Origin of the sequence: Rhizobium sp. C104 (genome assembly GCF_022354505.1) — a bacterium.
Lineage (GTDB): Bacteria > Pseudomonadota > Alphaproteobacteria > Rhizobiales > Rhizobiaceae > Rhizobium > Rhizobium redzepovicii.
The window spans coordinates 213,572-229,630 of record NZ_CP092350.1; the positions used below are offsets into that span (position 1 = coordinate 213,572).

The 16,059-nt window shown below is 60.6% G+C and carries 13 protein-coding genes and 1 pseudogene; 9 read left to right on the top strand and 5 right to left on the bottom strand.

What is annotated here, in order from left to right; translation table 11 throughout:
* The first annotated feature begins 33 nt into the window (after nucleotides 1-33).
* The 3 genes from MF410_RS25470 (at nucleotide 34) to MF410_RS25480 (ending at nucleotide 3,988) form a co-directional block, all read left to right on the top strand.
* The gene (locus tag MF410_RS25470; RefSeq protein ID WP_097629003.1) at nucleotides 34-1,230 is read left to right on the top strand and encodes an aminotransferase class V-fold PLP-dependent enzyme; all 1,197 of its coding nucleotides are present in this window, start codon (nucleotides 34-36) and stop codon (nucleotides 1,228-1,230) included.
* 21 nt (nucleotides 1,231-1,251) lie between these two features.
* Nucleotides 1,252-3,087 (top strand): ABC transporter ATP-binding protein, encoded by a 1,836-nt coding sequence (locus MF410_RS25475; protein WP_183778140.1) that lies wholly within the window; start codon nucleotides 1,252-1,254, stop codon nucleotides 3,085-3,087.
* 79 nt (nucleotides 3,088-3,166) lie between these two features.
* Nucleotides 3,167-3,988: a bifunctional allantoicase/(S)-ureidoglycine aminohydrolase gene (locus MF410_RS25480; protein WP_097629005.1), complete on the top strand. Its 822-nt coding sequence runs from the start codon at nucleotides 3,167-3,169 to the stop codon at nucleotides 3,986-3,988.
* 193 nt (nucleotides 3,989-4,181) lie between these two features.
* On the opposite strand, the gene MF410_RS25485 is transcribed toward MF410_RS25480, so the two are convergent.
* Together MF410_RS25485 and MF410_RS25490 are read right to left on the bottom strand one after the other, a co-directional pair.
* Entirely contained in the window at nucleotides 4,182-4,472 is a 291-nt protein-coding gene (locus tag MF410_RS25485) for a ribbon-helix-helix protein, CopG family (protein ID WP_097629070.1), read from the bottom strand.
* Between the two features lie 1,755 nt (nucleotides 4,473-6,227).
* Complete coding sequence (locus MF410_RS25490; protein WP_239620616.1) at nucleotides 6,228-6,542, bottom strand: hypothetical protein; 315 nt, start codon at nucleotides 6,540-6,542, stop codon at nucleotides 6,228-6,230.
* Between the two features lie 598 nt (nucleotides 6,543-7,140).
* On the opposite strand from MF410_RS25490, the gene MF410_RS25495 reads away from it, so the two are divergent.
* The 5 genes and pseudogenes from MF410_RS25495 to aspA all read left to right on the top strand — a co-directional run bounded on the left by MF410_RS25495 (nucleotide 7,141) and on the right by aspA (nucleotide 13,013).
* The gene (locus MF410_RS25495; RefSeq protein WP_183854529.1) at nucleotides 7,141-7,851 is read left to right on the top strand and encodes a FadR/GntR family transcriptional regulator; all 711 of its coding nucleotides are present in this window, start codon (nucleotides 7,141-7,143) and stop codon (nucleotides 7,849-7,851) included.
* A gap of 60 nt (nucleotides 7,852-7,911) precedes the next feature.
* Nucleotides 7,912-8,619 carry a FadR/GntR family transcriptional regulator gene (locus MF410_RS25500; protein ID WP_222134786.1) on the top strand — a complete coding sequence of 236 codons (708 nt, stop codon included), beginning with the start codon at nucleotides 7,912-7,914 and terminating at the stop codon, nucleotides 8,617-8,619.
* A 223-nt stretch (nucleotides 8,620-8,842) separates the two neighbouring features.
* Nucleotides 8,843-10,312 carry an amino acid permease gene (locus MF410_RS25505; protein ID WP_222134787.1) on the top strand — a complete coding sequence of 490 codons (1,470 nt, stop codon included), beginning with the start codon at nucleotides 8,843-8,845 and terminating at the stop codon, nucleotides 10,310-10,312.
* Between the two features lie 71 nt (nucleotides 10,313-10,383).
* Nucleotides 10,384-11,486, top strand: a pseudogene (locus MF410_RS25510) (asparaginase).
* A 99-nt stretch (nucleotides 11,487-11,585) separates the two neighbouring features.
* On the top strand, nucleotides 11,586-13,013 hold the full coding sequence (aspA, locus tag MF410_RS25515) for an aspartate ammonia-lyase (RefSeq protein ID WP_222148550.1): 1,428 nt from the start codon (nucleotides 11,586-11,588) through the stop codon (nucleotides 13,011-13,013).
* A gap of 46 nt (nucleotides 13,014-13,059) precedes the next feature.
* On the opposite strand, the gene MF410_RS25520 is transcribed toward aspA, so the two are convergent.
* Nucleotides 13,060-13,983 (bottom strand): TauD/TfdA family dioxygenase, encoded by a 924-nt coding sequence (locus MF410_RS25520; RefSeq protein WP_275593036.1) that lies wholly within the window; start codon nucleotides 13,981-13,983, stop codon nucleotides 13,060-13,062.
* A 306-nt stretch (nucleotides 13,984-14,289) separates the two neighbouring features.
* On the opposite strand from MF410_RS25520, the gene MF410_RS25525 reads away from it, so the two are divergent.
* Nucleotides 14,290-14,697, top strand: coding sequence for a carboxymuconolactone decarboxylase family protein (locus MF410_RS25525; RefSeq protein WP_222148548.1), 408 nt, complete (start codon nucleotides 14,290-14,292; stop codon nucleotides 14,695-14,697).
* 150 nt (nucleotides 14,698-14,847) lie between these two features.
* On the opposite strand, the gene MF410_RS25530 is transcribed toward MF410_RS25525, so the two are convergent.
* Both MF410_RS25530 and MF410_RS25535 read right to left on the bottom strand, forming a co-directional pair.
* The gene (locus MF410_RS25530; RefSeq protein ID WP_239620617.1) at nucleotides 14,848-15,147 is read right to left on the bottom strand and encodes a hypothetical protein; all 300 of its coding nucleotides are present in this window, start codon (nucleotides 15,145-15,147) and stop codon (nucleotides 14,848-14,850) included.
* A gap of 234 nt (nucleotides 15,148-15,381) precedes the next feature.
* Nucleotides 15,382-15,774: a hypothetical protein gene (locus tag MF410_RS25535; RefSeq protein ID WP_222148547.1), complete on the bottom strand. Its 393-nt coding sequence runs from the start codon at nucleotides 15,772-15,774 to the stop codon at nucleotides 15,382-15,384.
* Between the last annotated feature and the right edge of the window lie 285 nt (nucleotides 15,775-16,059).

Here is a 16,059-nt window from a genome sequence, read left to right on the forward strand (position 1 = left end):
CCCGTTGCTCGACTGAGACTTCTGGAGACCTTCATGCCCAATGACATCAGACCTTCGCTCGGCCTTCGCCCCGTCATCAACGTATCCGGCACGATGACCAGCCTCGGCGCGTCGATCGTCGTGCCGGAGGCGATCGAAGCGATGGCATCGATCCTGCCGCATTTCGTCGAGATCAACGACCTGCAGCGCAAGGCAAGCGCCGTCATCGCCCGGCTGACCGGCGGCGAGGCCGGCTTCATCACCGCCTCCTGCTCGGCCGGAATTTCGCTGGCCGTCGCCGGCGCCATCACCGGCGACAATCTGCTGGCGATCGAGAAACTGCCGGATGTCGTGCCCGAGAAAAACGAAGTGCTGGTGCAGATGGGCCATGTCGTCAGTTATGGCGCCCCCGTCGACCAGGCGATCCGGCTGGCCGGCGGCAAGGTCGTGCTGGTGGGCCAGGCAACATCGACCCATCGTTTCCACATGGAAAAGGCGATCACCGAAAAGACCGCCGCTGCTGTCTATGTCGTCTCCCACCATGTCGTCGATTACGGCCTGCTGAACCTCAAGGAATTCGTCGAGATCGCCCATGCCAGGGGCGTGCCGGTGATTGTCGATGCGGCCTCGGAATATGACCTGAAGATCTTCCTGGAGCAGGGGGCCGATATCGCCCTTTACTCCGGCCACAAGTTCCTCGGCGGCCCGACCTCGGGCATCGTTGCCGGCCGGAAGGAGCTGGTGCGTCATGCCTTTCTGCAGAACATGGGCATCGGCCGCGGCATGAAGGTCGGCAAGGAGAGCATCTTCGGCGTCATGGCGGCCCTCGAAGCCTGGGAAAAGCGCGATCATGCCGGCATCCGCGAGCGCGAGACCGGCTCGCTCACCCTGTGGAAGCGCACACTCGACGGCCGTCCCGGCGTCACCGCGCTGATCGAGCCCGATCCGACCAACAATCCGCTCGACCGGCTGCGTCTTATCGTCGATGCCGAGCAGGCCCATATCACCGCCTGGGATCTGGCCGATGCGCTGGCGAGGGGCAACCCGCCGATCATCGTACGCGACCATGAGGTGGAGCACCGCTATTTCTATCTCGACCCGTGCAACCTGCATCCGGGCCAGGATGTCATCGTTGCAAACCGCCTGGCTGAGGAACTCGACAAGGCGCGCGCCTCCAACGAGATCATCGCAACCCCGATCGAAAACCGCAGCCGGCACCGCTTCGACGGCGTGCTGCGCTGGCCGGATTGAGCCGCAAAGGAACCGACTGACATGGGCAGCGTCCAAGCACAATCGATCGCTTCAGCCAGCACCGTTCTTTCCGTCGAGGGGCTGACGACGTCCTTTCTGGTCGACGGCGCCTGGAAACCGGTGGTGCGCGATGTCTCCTTCACCGTCGCACCCGGTGAAACCGTGGCGATCGTCGGTGAATCCGGCTCGGGCAAGAGCGTCACCTCGCTCTCGATCATGCGGCTGCTGCAGCCGGACATGAGCCGCATCGAAGGCCGCGTCATGCTCGGTGGGCGCGACTTGCTGGCCTTGCCGGAACAGGCCATGCGGCAGGTGCGCGGCAACGAGGTGGCGATGATCTTCCAGGAGCCGATGACCTCGCTCAATCCGCTCTTCACCATTGGCGATCAGATTTCCGAAGCGCTGCTCTGCCATTCCGATATGAGCCGGACCGATGCCAGGGCCGAGACGATCAGGCTGCTGGAAAAAGTCCGCATCCCCTCTGCCGCCTCGCGCTTCGACGAATATCCGCATCGTTTCTCCGGCGGCATGCGCCAGCGGGTGATGATCGCCATGGCGCTCGCCAGCCGGCCGAAACTCTTGATCGCCGACGAGCCGACGACGGCCCTCGACGTGACGATCCAGGGCCAGATCCTCGATCTCATCAAGATGCTGCAGGAAGAGGAGGGGACCTCCGTCCTCTTCATTACCCATGACATGGGTGTCGTCGCCGAGATCGCCGATCGGACGGTGGTGATGTATCGCGGGGAACAGGTGGAAAGCGGTGCCACCGCCGATATTTTCCACCGCGGCAAACACCCTTATACCAGGGCGCTGCTGTCGGCCGTGCCGGTGCTCGGCTCGATGCAGGGCCGCCGGCGGCCGCTGCGTTTTCCCGTGGTCAATACGGCGACAGGCGAATCGGACATACCGGCTGAGGCCGCCGATACCGTCGCCGCGACGCCGGTCTTGCAGGTGAAGAACCTCACCAAGCGTTTCGATATCCATTCCGGCCTGTTCGGCCGGCTGACCAGCCGCGTGCATGCGGTCGAAAACGTCTCCTTCGATCTTCATGCCGGCGAGACGCTGTCGCTCGTCGGTGAGTCCGGCTGCGGTAAATCGACGACGGGCCGCGCCATCATGCGTCTCATCGAGCCGCAGGCGGGTTCCGTTCTCGTCGAGGGCAGGGAGGTGCTCGGCCTCGACAGGAAGGATCTGCGCGAGATGCGCAAATCCGTGCAGATGATCTTCCAGGATCCGTTCGCCAGCCTCAATCCGCGCATGACGGTGGGTGCAGCGATCGCAGAGCCCTATCTCGAGCACCGGATGGGCAGCGCAAGAGAGGCGAGGGAGGTCGTCGCCGATCTGCTGGTCAAGGTCGGGCTCTCCCCGGACATGGCGGCGCGTTATCCGCATGAATTTTCCGGCGGCCAGCGCCAGCGCATCTGCATCGCCCGGGCGCTTGCCCTGCAGCCGAAGGTCATCGTCGCCGATGAAAGCGTGTCGGCGCTCGACGTGTCGATCAAGGCGCAGGTCATCAACCTGATGCTCGACCTGCAGCAGAGCCTCAACCTCGCCTTCCTGTTCATCTCGCACGACATGGCGGTGGTCGAGCGCGTCAGCCACCGGGTGGCGGTGATGTATCTCGGCGAGATCGTCGAGATCGGCCCGCGCGCCGCCGTCTTCGAAAATCCGCAGCATGCCTATACCAAGAAGCTCATCGCCGCCGTGCCCGTGCCGGATCCCGATCGGCGCCACGAAAAACGCATGGTGGCGAATGACGAAATCAAGAGCCCGATGCGTGCCGTGGACTACCAGCCTCCGGCCACCTTGTATCGTGAAGTCGGGCCGGGCCATCTGGTGATGGCCGACCGGTAACGAAAGGCGTTGGGAGTTGCTTAACCGGCCGGCGGCGCATAAAGCAGATGCAGAGACATCTGCCCGGAAAGCCGCATCAATGGACAAGACAGAGTATTTTTCGAAGCTCGGCGGTTTGCCGCCGCAGACCCAGTTGCTTTCCGGCAGGGCCGTTTTCACCACGGCTTACGCGGTCATCCCCCGCGGCGTCATGAGCGATATCGTCACCAGCCTCCTGCCGCATTGGACGGGAACGCGGGCATGGGTTCTCTCCCGTCCGCTTTCCGGCTTCTCCGAGACCTTCTCGCAATATGTGATGGAGGTTCAGCCGGGTGGCGGAAGCGACCGGCCGGAGCCGGACAAGCGGGCCGAAGCGGTGCTCTTCGTCGTCGAAGGCGGCATGACGGTGGAACTCGAAGGTGTCAGCCATACGCTGCGCGCCGGCTCCTTCGTCTATATCCCCGCCGGTTCGGCCTGGCGTCTGAAGAATGACGGCTCGGCTGCTGTAATCTTCCACTGGGTCCGCAAGGCCTTTCAGGAGGTCGACGGGCTGGAGCCGCCGCCGGCGATCGTCACCCATGAGGACGACCATCCGATCCGGGCCATGCCCGACACCGACGGCCGCTGGGGCACGACCCGCTTCATCGATCCGGCCGATGTGCGCTACGACATGCACGTCAATATCGTCACGCTGGAGCCGGGCGCGGTGATCCCCTTCATGGAAACCCATGTCATGGAGCACGGGCTCTATGTGCTCGAGGGCAAGGCGGTCTATCGCCTCAACCAGGACTGGGTCGAGGTCGAGGCCGGCGATTTCATGTGGCTGCGCGCCTTCTGCCCGCAGGCCTGCTACGCCGGCGGCCCCGGCCGGTTCCGCTACCTGCTCTACAAGGACGTCAACCGGCACGTGAAGCTCTGGTAGCGTCGGTCGCCGGAACTTAGTTCCGCAAGCAACGACGATAAAGCCTTGTGTTCGGGGCCAAGCGGACGCCGGTTCAAATACGAAGTTACAGGGATTATCGTTTCATGCCGCCGACGCGACACATCTGATAAGTTAGTGTAAAGGGCGTCTGAAACTCTGTCGCGATTCCATGTCGAGCTCAGACGTGGCAAGGTTATGCCGATCCGCCCAACTCGCCATCCTCGTCCAGCACATGCCCGGACAGGAAGCTGTTCTTTACCATCCACTCCCTGATGATGTATCTCATCACGTCTTCCCGTGTTTGCCCGAGTTCGCCGGCGAGGTCCCGCAAGACTTCATCAACATCGTCTTCCATAGAAACAGTCGTCGCATTGCGCAGCCGGAGTGCCGCTCGCCGAAGCATAATCTGCAGATCAGAACGCGGGATGTCCGCGATCCGGTCCGCTGCATCCTGGAGAAGCGTGGCGGCGTCGGACGATGTCATCATTGTGCGCTTCCCTACGTTCCTCACCAACCGCATGCGCTAAAGGTGCCGCCTGTCTCTTTGGAGAGCGGAATCTGTCGGAAATCGCGCGCTTGATAAAGCGACTGTCGAAAGATGACCGAGACTGGATGAGGTTTGCGAGAAGTAACTTAACGAGTTCTGCTCAGGCGCCGGTAGGCGACTGACCACAACGACTGGTCCGATTCCTTGTATCAGTTTGCGATTCTTTTCGAACTCCGCGGAGGATTTCGAGGACAGTGGTGCTTTTCCAAAGTGCCGGCTGAGTTCGATAGTAAGGGCGGCGGGCGAGGTCATTCCATCATTGTAAAGCTTGAACAGCAATTTGACGGCGATGTTGTAACATTTGGGATCTTCGAGGCTACTTGTGCAATCGTATCCTGCGTTGTCGAGTACGCCCTGCAATATAGCCATGTCAGAGGTCCGAACAGACATGTGGAGATTGGAAGACATGCTGCCCTCCTTAATTTTGGGGCGAAGGGAACCGTCAGCCTCCACGCAGTAGCGCCCGGGTAAAAAGCTACTGAAGATCTATCCTGCGCCTAATCAATGCGGCTGGCAAATTAAATATTTGGGATGAACGGAAAGCGATCAAGATTGTGCTTTGCAATGCGCCGCGGACATTTAAAAATACTTATAAATCTCCTGATTCTACGTGACTAGCGGTCGGTTTCCGCTCTGTTTGCCGTCCTTCTTCAGGCCTGCAGGACGCAACGCGCTCTCGATCACGTCCTGAATTGCGTTCGAAGCCATCTCATCTCTCGCGCATATCTGGATCTTTTCTGCCGCGTCATCCGGTCTGACGCGTATTTCGAAGGATGGGCGGCGAGATCTCTTTCATTTAATCATGTTGGTCCGCGCAATAGGGCCACTTACCACATGTGTGCCGCCCGGCCTCCGAATGAACTCGGTGCAAGGAAGATTCCGTCAGCCTTTACTCAAGCCGGAGCAATGGTGCTATCACCCGACAGCATGCCGGCAATCGCGCCTGTAATTGGCATGGTCGCTGCAGGATAACCATGGCGCGGCATCTCCATATCAGCGAACACGACGATGGTTCGGCATTCCTCGCTCAATCGCCTCACGGGGTCATCAAGTTCTTTCCGCAGGGGCGTCCGGCTCAGGTTGCGCTCCCTTCGTTTTCCCATGATGCCAAAGCCTCAGGATCGGCGCCCATCTTCCGCCGCCTCTAAGAGGGGTAGGCGGGCACCCAGATCGTCGCTGCCCTGATGCGCCGGACTACCATCACCCCTTCGCGACGGTCGCCATTTTCCGAAGCAACGAGATCTGTCGTCGCGTAGTCCGCTCGCTTGAGGATGGACAGCAGTCGCCAATTCTCGTCGCGTTTCGCAGCAGTTTCAGTTGTGATGATTACTACCATAACCATCCCTTAAAAATTATAATGATGACGGTGAAGCTCGCCGGGATGGAAGCCCTGAATACGAAGTCGCTGTCTTACGACCAATTCCCCGAAGGACCTGGAACTCGCGCTGGCAGTGATTGTCGACCGGCAGATGATCTGCATTCAGCAGGGCCCGATCGATAGAATGCTGGCGCGAGGCGAGCCTGCCGGTCTGGTCTTGCTCAAGTTGATAGAGCACTTGCGCAACCACTGCTTCCACCAAGATCTGATCCAGACTTCGATCCGATTAGAGCGCTGAGCCACCCGCCTAGGCACGCCTCTCAGCTTCCCGAGTGGCGATCTTCATGCTGTGATCGCTCCGCGCCTGCTTGAGTTCACCCATTGTGGGAAGTTCCCGGACAGCCAGAACTCATATCTTCGGTCTCAGCGTTTCGACGTTTTGTGAAATGATGCCGCGGCTTCTTTGCTTGACGGAGTTCGTCAGATGCGCGCGCTTCCTCAGGTTGCGCGGCGAGGTCGGTGCGTGCGGCGACGGCATGGGCGATCAATTCCTTTGCGGAGGGATTGCCGTGCGGGCGCCTGCCGTTGGCGCCAAAGTCGCGGCGGTCACTGGCGATAAAGGGTTTGGCGTTGTTATGCCTCGACATTTGCTGCCTCCTTTTTTTATTGTGAATTCGCGAGGCCACCATGCTGGCCTCCTGCTTGTCTAGCATGGCCGGTGAAGTCGGTGTGTATTTCGTTGTAAAAACCGATCTATGGAACTTCCAAGAGGTCATGCTTTTAGAATAACACAATAAAATGTCGAAATGGTTTTATTGATCAAGTATTTTACCTGAATGTCTTTTCGGTCACCATTATAAAATTATAAAAATATTTACGCCCGGAAATTGGTCCCGATAAAGTATTTGTAGAATTCCCGATCTGTCGGTGAAATGCACCCGCAGGCGATTACACGAGCGCGCAGGATGAGGAGCCGATCGAGGGCCTGTCGTGGCTTGCCTACCGTGGCGTCGCGACCTATAGCTTCTGCCCTCGATTGCTGAGGGGAACCGCTTGCGCAGCGTGTCCGAATCGAGTTGACGGCTCGCTGATCTCTTGGCGGCGACGAATGCGACGCAGAAGCCTTTCCGATAAATGCATGGTCTGCCACGCCAGAGCGCTTCCGCTATCTGCTCTAAAAGGCCATCAACCGCAACTTCGCGTACCGCGCCGAGATGCTGACAGCGCCTTTTCCGCGCACTTGTCCGGTTGCTTGACAGCTCTTTCGAATGCCCGCATCGTCCTTCGATGCAGGATATGGATTCATGGTTGTCGGCGAAGAAAGAGATAAGCCGAAGAAACGCTGCCGAGGCGGTCTTCGAAGATCTCCGCACGGCGATTGTTAGTCGGAAACTGGCGCTCGGAACCCGTCTTCCCGCGGAGGTGCAACTCGCCGAACGTTACGGCATCAGCCGGGCGATCGTACGTGAAGCGCTCCGCTCGCTGCAGACGCTGGGCTTCACACAGACCAGAACCGGGCGGGGCACCTTCGTCGTTTCGGAAAGCCCGGCGCGGCAGCTCGGCGGCGGCGCTTATTCCGCCCGCGATCTCATGGAGGCGCGCCCCTGTATCGAGATCCCGGCTGCGGGCTGGGCCGCATTGCGGCGCTCGAACGAGCAGCTCGCATCGCTCACATCCTTGTGCGACCGGATGGACGTGGAGGAGGACGTCCAGATATGGGTGCGGATGGACGCTGAGTTTCACGGAGGGATCGCCGAAGCCTCCGGCAATGCGATCTTCGGGAAGGTCGTTGCCGATGTCCGCGGGGCGCTTTCGACGCAATCGGAACTGGTGGAGCATGTTCGCGGCCGGCGTAAAGCCTCCAACGCCGAGCACCGCCGCATTCTCCAGGCCGTAACCGCAGGCAGCGAGGGGGATGCGCGGGCAGCCATGGCCGAGCACCTGCTGGAGGTCAAGCGGTCCATCATCGGCATTGCCGGTGAAGAGAATCGCCGCTGACGACATGATTTTCAATTTCGCGCCCGGACGTCCGGGGCTCTGCCGATCGAAGACAAAGCGATGAACGATCTAGAAGACTGGCTATCCGACTCCGCGATCCTCAGTCGAAAAAGCGCCTCGGAACTGGTGTTCGAGGAACTGCGCAATCTCATTCTATCCGGCCGTTTTGCCGCCGGTTCCAAGCTGCCGTCGGAAGCCAAGCTTGCGACGAAATACGGTGTCAGCCGTCCGATCGTGCGGGAAGCGCTGCGCTCGCTACAGATTTTGGGGCTGACGGAGACGCGAACGGGAAGCGGAACCTATGTGCTCGCGGCTGGCGGTGGCCGAGATATCCGTTACGGCGATTATTCGGCGCGTGATCTGGTGGAGGCGCGGCCCTTCGTCGAAGTATCCGCTGCCGGCTGGGCAGCGCTGCGCCGAAGCGATGACGAGCTGTCCCGGCTGCTTCTCCTTTGCGGCCGGATGGAGCGGGAAGAAGATACCGAGGCCTGGGTGCGGCTGGATTCGGATTTTCACGGGCTGATCGCCGAGGCGTCAAAGAATGCCGTCTTTCGCGACATCGTCGATGACGTCCGCGAGGCGATGGCGCAGCAATCCGGGCTGCTGACCGCCTTGGGGCCACGCCGTCAGGAATCGAATGAAGAGCATCGCGCCATCGTCGAAGCCATTCGGATAGGGTCGGAGGCCGAGGCCCAGACGGCAATGGAAATTCATCTCAGGAAGGTCGAGGCGGCTGTCAGCCGCATCATCGGCGCCGCGCCGCGCTAAGTTTGTCGCCCAGCGCAAGGAAGCGACGTTGTTCAGTCGCCAGACGCTGGCTTTCCACAGGCCGGCGGTGACGCATCCACAAATAGCAGAGTGAAAATCCTTGACTGCAGGGTGGTTTTTCCTTAAATCGCCAAACCTGTCAGACCGCATAGCAGATTAACATCTTTCTAGGTCTGCACGGAGGGGCGGCCGGGAGGTTGCCGAACCCATGGAGGGAGGAGAAATGACAGTCATGCAAAATAGAAGTGAGGCGGATCGCCAGGTCTTTGCCGAGGAGGATCTCGGCTACCACAAGGCGCTGAAGCCGCGACAGATCCAGATGATCGCCATCGGTGGCGCCATTGGCACGGGGTTGTTTCTCGGCGCCGGCGGCCGGCTTGCCGCTGCCGGTCCGGCACTTGTGCTGGTCTATGCCTTGTGCGGCCTTTTCGCCTTTCTCGTTCTGAGGGCTCTCGGCGAACTGATCGTCCATCGCCCGACCTCGGGCTCGTTCGTCTCTTATGCCCGCGAATTTTACGGTGAAAAGCTCGCCTTCGCGGTTGGCTGGATGTATTGGCTGACCTGGGCGATGACGGCGGTCGCCGACGTCACTGCGGTCGCCCTCTACATGAATTTCTTCAAGGCCTATGTCCCCTGGATCGCGATGATCGATCAGTGGGTGTTTGCGTTGGTGGCGCTGGTCCTCGTCCTCTCGATGAACCTTCTGTCGGTGAAGGTCTTCGGTGAACTGGAATTCTGGTTCAGCCTCGTCAAGGTCCTCGCCCTGGTCGTCTTCCTGATCGTCGGCGTCTACTTCGTCGTCACCGGCACGCCGATCGACGGCCATGTTCCGGGTCTCAGCACGATCACCGATTTCGGCGGCATGTTCCCGAACAGCGTCCTGCCGGCACTGGTGGTGATCCAGGGCGTGGTGTTCGCCTATGCCTCGATCGAGCTGATCGGCACCGCCGCCGGTGAAACCGAAAATGCCCGCAAGGTCATGCCGCGGGCGATCCGCACGGTCGTGCTGCGCCTGGTGGTCTTCTATGTCGGCTCGGTTCTGCTGCTGTCGCTGTTGCTGCCTTATACCGCCTATAAGGGCGGCGAGAGCCCGTTCGTGACCTTCTTCGGCAAGATCGGCATCCAGGGCGCCGACGTCGTCATGAACCTGGTCGTGCTGACGGCCGTCCTGTCGTCGCTCAATGCCGGCCTCTATTCCACAGGCCGCATCCTGCATTCCATGGCGATTTCCGGCTCGGCGCCGGCGGCGCTGGCGAAGATGAACCGATCCGGCGTGCCCTATGTCGGCATTGCGGTGACGGCTGTCGTGACCGCCTTCGGCGTCGTGCTGAACGCCGTCGTTCCGGCAGAGGCCTTCGAGATCGGCCTGAATGTCGCCGCCCTCGGCATCATCGCCGCATGGGGCGTGATCGTGCTGTGCCAGCTCAAGCTGTGGCAACTGTCGCGGCAAGGCAAGTTGGCGCGGCCCGAATTCCGGATGTTCGGCGCGCCCTATACTGGCCTGCTGACCCTGGGCTTCCTTGCGGTCGTCGTGATCCTCATGGCGCTCGACTATCCGGTCGGAACCTACACGGTCGCTTCTCTGGCGCTGATCATTCCGGCGCTGGTCGTCGGCTGGCTGCTGATGCGTGAGCGCATTTACATGCTCGCCGCCGAACAGGGCGAGGACCGCGGCGGTTTTGATCTCGCCTGACACCGATCGACAATCCAAGCTTGCCCGGCGGTGCATATTACCGCCGGGGTGCGGCATGAATGGAGAGAGACATGACCCCGAGTGAGGATTTCGTCGTCGCCGATCGTGGCGGCATCGTCGAGAACAGCCATCGCGTCCACGCGGCTGTCGTCGATGCAACGGGCAGGCTGCTTTACGCGCTGGGAAATCCGGCGCGCATAACGCTTGCCCGCTCCGCCGCTAAGCCGGTCCAGGCGCTTGCCATCCTGGAGACGGAGGGGGTCGAGCGTTTCGGCTTCGATGATGCGGATATTGCGCTGATGTGCGCGTCCCACAGCAGCGAAGGGCGGCATATCGCGCGCGCGAGCCATGCTGTCGAAGATCAAGGCCGAGGAGGCCGACCTTCGCTGCGGCGGTCATCCTTCACTGTCGGAAACGGTCAACCGCTCATGGATCAAGGAGGACTTTGTCCCGACGGGCGTCTGCAGCAATTGCTCGGGCAAGCATGTGGGCATGCTTGCCGGCGCCCGGGCGATCGGCGCGGGCATGGAAGGCTACCACTTGCCGGATCATCCGATGCAGGGAAGGGTCAAGCGCACCGTCGCCGAACTCTGCGATCTAGACGTCCGGGATGTCGAATGGGGGATCGACGGATGCAATCTTCCGACTCCCGCTTTTCCTCTGGACCGCCTGGCCCGCATTTATGCCAAGCTTGCTTCGGCGGCGGACGGGGACGGGTCGGGTGAGGGGCTGTCGGCGCGGGGTGCGGCGCTGGCCCGCATCTTCCATGCGATGGTGCGCTATCCTGACATGGTCGCGGGCGAGGGACGCTACTGCACGCTGCTGATGCGCGCATTCAACGGCGCCCTCATCGGCAAGCTCGGGGCCGATGCCAGCTATGCGATCGGCGTGCGGGCTTCGGATGCAACCCGGCGATTGGGAACGGACGGTGCGCTCGGCATCTCGGTCAAGATCGAGGACGGCAATCTCGAAATCCTTTACGCCGTCGTGACGGAGACTCCTCGAGCGGCTCGGCATCGGTTCGGCTGATATCCGCAGCCAACTCGCGCCGTTCCATCATCCCCAGCGTGTGAACACGATGGGTGTCACGACAGGCGGCGTCTCTTTTCCGTTCAAGATGCGCGGATCGGAGGCGGAGGGGGAGGATCCTCGTCTTGCCGCCCCGACCCGATGACGCCTGCGGACGCGGCTATTCTGCCGCGTCACCAGCCATTCTCGTCTTCAGCCGCCGCCGCAATGCGTGCCGGCGGCGCCCCACTCGAAAGTTCCTGCCATGACCACATCCGATATGACTGCTATCCGTGTTGAGCACGACCTGATCGGCGATCGCGACGTGCCTGCCGCGGCCTATTACGGCGTGCATACGTTGCGTGCGGTTGAGAATTTTCCGATTACCGGTCAGACGCTGAAGGAATCGGCGGATCTGATCGCATCGCTGGCGGCGATCAAGCAGGCGGCGGCTGAGGCCAATGTTAGCCTCAGCCTTCTGGATCAGGAGCGGGCCGACGCCATCATTGCAGCCTGCATCGAAATCCGCGACGGGGCGCTGCACGACCATTTCGTCGTCGATCTGATCCAGGGCGGGGCGGGAACCTCGACCAACATGAACGCCAACGAGGTGATTGCCAACCGGGCGCTGGAAATCCTCGGGCATCGCCGCGGCGAGTACCAGCACCTGCATCCGAACGAACACGTCAATCTCTCGCAATCCACCAACGACGTCTATCCGACGGCGCTGAAGCTTGCCGCATGGATCGGCGTTCATCGTCTGGTCGACGCCATGGCGATCCTGCGCCGGGCCTTCGAAGCCAAGGCGGTCGAGTTCGCCGACGTCCTCAAGATGGGGCGCACGCAATTGCAGGACGCTGTGCCGATGACGCTCGGTCAGGAATTCGGAACTTACGCGCTGATGCTGGCGGAAGACGAGGCCCGGCTTTCCGAGGCGGTCTCGCTGATCCGTGAAATCAATCTCGGCGCCACCGCGATCGGCACCGGCATCACCGCGCATCCTCACTATGCGGCGTTGGTGCGCGAGCGCCTGTCCGAAATCGTCGGCGTCGATCTGGTTACGTCACCTGACCTGGTGGAGGCGACACAGGATTGCGGATCCTTCGTGCAGCTTTCGGGTGTTCTGAAGCGCGTGGCGGTCAAGCTGTCCAAGACCTGCAACGATCTGCGGCTTCTATCCTCGGGGCCGCGCGCCGGCTTCAACGAGATCAACCTGCCTGCACGCCAGGCCGGCTCCTCGATCATGCCCGGCAAGGTGAACCCTGTCATCCCGGAGGTGGTCAACCAGGTCGCTTTCGAAGTGATCGGCAATGACGTGACGATCACCATGGCCGCCGAGGCCGGCCAACTGCAACTGAACGCGTTCGAGCCGGTGATCTTCTACAGCCTCTATCGCAGCCTGAGCCACCTGACCAATGCCTGCCTGACGCTCGAAGCAAATTGCATTTGCGGCATCACCGCCAACCGCGACCGGTTGCGGCAGACGGTCGAGCAATCGATCGGCATCGTGACGGCGCTCAACCCCTATATCGGCTACCGCAACGCCACGGAGGTTGCGCTCGAAGCGCATCATTCCGGACGGGGGGTCTACGAAATCCTTCTCGAACGCGGCCTGATGCAGAAGGAGCACCTCGATGCGGTGCTGCGCCCGGAAACGCTGACCCGGCCAAGCGAGAAGCTGTCTTTCTCGTAAGGCATGTGGCGCATTTTGCTTCCGGGCGACACTCAGATGTGTGCGATCACGCCGCTTTTGCTTGCGGCTTGGCAGCCTTGACGTGGGTTATGCTGCGACGGCCGTCGATACTGACGGGAACATCGCCATCGACGGTGGCCCGGCGCACGACGCGGTGCTGGTCGCCATAATCGTTGACGGCATAGTGCTGTGTCGCACGATTATCCCAGATCGCGACATCTCCGGCTCTCCAGCGCCAGCGCACGGTATTTTCCGGGGCGGTGACGTAGGACTGGAACACTTCGTAGAGTTTCGCGGAGTCGCTCTTCGAAAGGCCGACAAGTCGCTGAACGAAGTTGCCGAGAAGCAGCGATCTTTCACTGGTTTCCGGATGGACGCGCACGACCGGATGCTCGGTCTCGTAGATGGTCGAGGTGAAAACTTCCTCGAAATGTTTCTTCTCTTCAGCGGTGGCGCGAGGGCGCACGGCGGCATAGTCATAGGCATTGCTATGAATGGCCCACAGATTATCCGCCAGCAATTTGAGCGGCGCCGGCAAGCTTTCATATGCGGCGTGGGTGTTGGACCAGATCGTGTCGCCGCCAGCCGCCGGAATGACGACGCCGCGCAGGACGGAAAATTTGGGATAGGCGTCGACGAAGGTGACGTCGGTGTGCCACTGGTCCGCCCGGCCGCCGCCGCGGCTGGAATCGAGATTGAGGATGGAGGCCGTACCGGCGACCGATCCCTGGGTTGGATGCGGCACGAGGTCGCCGAGGCGGCGCGCGAAGGCTTCCTGTTCGGAATCCTCAAGATGTCCCTGATCGCGGAAGAAGATGACCTTGTGCTTCAGGAGAAGCTGGTTGATGGCTGCCACCGTTGCATCCGAAAGCTCTCCGCCGAGGCGGATACCTTTGATTTCGGCTCCGACACGGCCGGTCAGCGGGACGACGTCGGAACTCGGGAATGATCTGATTGACGAGAACCGGATTGCTCATGGAAATCTCCTGTTGATATTGCAAGAAGTCGGCAGGTCACATGCACCCAGGCATGCATCCATTGGGAGTTCGAAAACTCAGCGCTGAATTCGACGGGGCTATGGAACCGTATAATCTGCAAAATCTGTAGACAATAATTTCTAATTTAAGCTGTTTTCGTGAAACAGCCGCCTCGATTTCCTCGCCGGCAGGGAGGCTGGCGGCCGTTGGCGTTTCTTCGTATCTTCCGCCGGCGGCGTGGGATCGCCGAGCAAAATCATGTTTGAGGCCGAAGATCGGCGCCCGGAAAGGAACTTTCGATGGCAACAGTCAAACTTCTGTCGGATCAAGAGGCCGCGGCCATTCCGGCCGTGCAAGCGGTGTTCGATGACATCAGGGCGACACGCAAGACCGATTTCATCAATAATTTCTGGCGTGCTCTTGCGAACGATCCGGCAAATCTCAAACGGGTGTGGGAAACGCTCAAATCAGTGATGACGGTGGAAGGCGCCATCGATCCGTTGACGCGCGAGATGATCTACATCTCGGTGTCGACGGCCAATGCCTGCCAGTATTGCGTTCAATCCCACACCGCCGCCGCTCGTGCGCGCGGGATGACCGATGCCCAACATGGCGAACTCCTGACGATCATCGGGCTTGCCGCGCAGACAAATCATCTCGCTCTCGCCATGCAGGTTCCGCCCGATCCGGAATTCGAGGTGCGATAGGAACCGACGTCTCAGATCAAGCACCAGTCCCGTCAGCAATCTCCCGCATCATCAAATGCGGGGAGTGTGATATTCCAACTTTGCCTAATTTTGCCGCTACGGCATCGATGTACAGAAGCTACCTCTTAGAGCGACTACAGCGCGATGCGATTACTCCCCGCTGAAAATGCTCATATGTGCTTTTGATAGAATAACAAGCTTGTCCGGTCTGACGTTGAGATAGTTGCGTCGCCTGCCGCAGACGGCTCCTCCGTCAGCAAAAATCTCCAAGATGCCCTTGTCGTGGATGACTCTCAGATCCGCCGCATCGGCAACGGCCGCGGCGTAACGGATCGATCCGTCGTCTTGCGGCAGCTGCACGGAGACACTTTGATCTTCCACCACGATGGAAAATGACAATTGCCCGGCTTCGGTCGCGGTGATCCTTGTTCCATCGAGCATCCCGTTCAACCGGATATCGATCGACGCTCCGTCCAGAACATATCTGCCGGGCTCTGCGCAAGACAGAGGTGCATGAGTGAGGGCCTCGCGCACAGCCCGGCGACGCCCCAGGCGCCCATCATGCTCGCCGAGCCGGCGAATGCCAGTCCCATCGCCGCCGGGATGATGACCCAGGAGGCCGACATGAAAGCCCGGACTGTGGCGTTGATCGCGGCAGCCTCCCGACCCGGAAGGGTGGCCGTTTCAGCCCGCACACCCACGAAGATCAGCGAACTGACCGACTGGAAGAACGGGATGACGAATGCCGTGGCGGCTATGAACACCGGAACTGAAGAAAGAAAAAGATCGCGCCATAGCCGCCACTCCCATCAGCGCCATGGCGATCATGATCCTGCGCCGGTCGCCGATCAGGTCGGAGAGAATGCCGAGCGAAACGCTGATCGTGACCGCCGATGCCGATGTCACGAAGACCAGGACCGAATAGGCCTGATCGCTCATACCCAGTTCGCGGATCGCCGTGATCGAGAGATAGGGCAGGGTCGAGCCATAGGCGGAGCCCTGGACGAAGATCATGAAGGCGAGGAGAAAAAGTTGAGGATGGGCACGAATGTGGCGCACGGAATGGAACACGGGCATGCAATCTCAAAAAAACGCGCATCAGCCGTATAGCTCTGGGAAGGGAACAGCTTGATCCAGGCGGCGGAATGAAATGCAGGGAGTTAGCCGCATTGCACCTCGGGTCACAAGCAAATTGAATTGATACGTGCCATTCCGAAACCTACTTATTTGATGGCATGATCGGCGCATTTTCTCGGAACTCGAATTCGACGATCGTCACCCGCTCGCCACCTCGGCAGCAAAACTCTTATGGGAGACGTCCGACACCGCATCACTGATGGCGGTGCCGAGCGCGGAGGCATT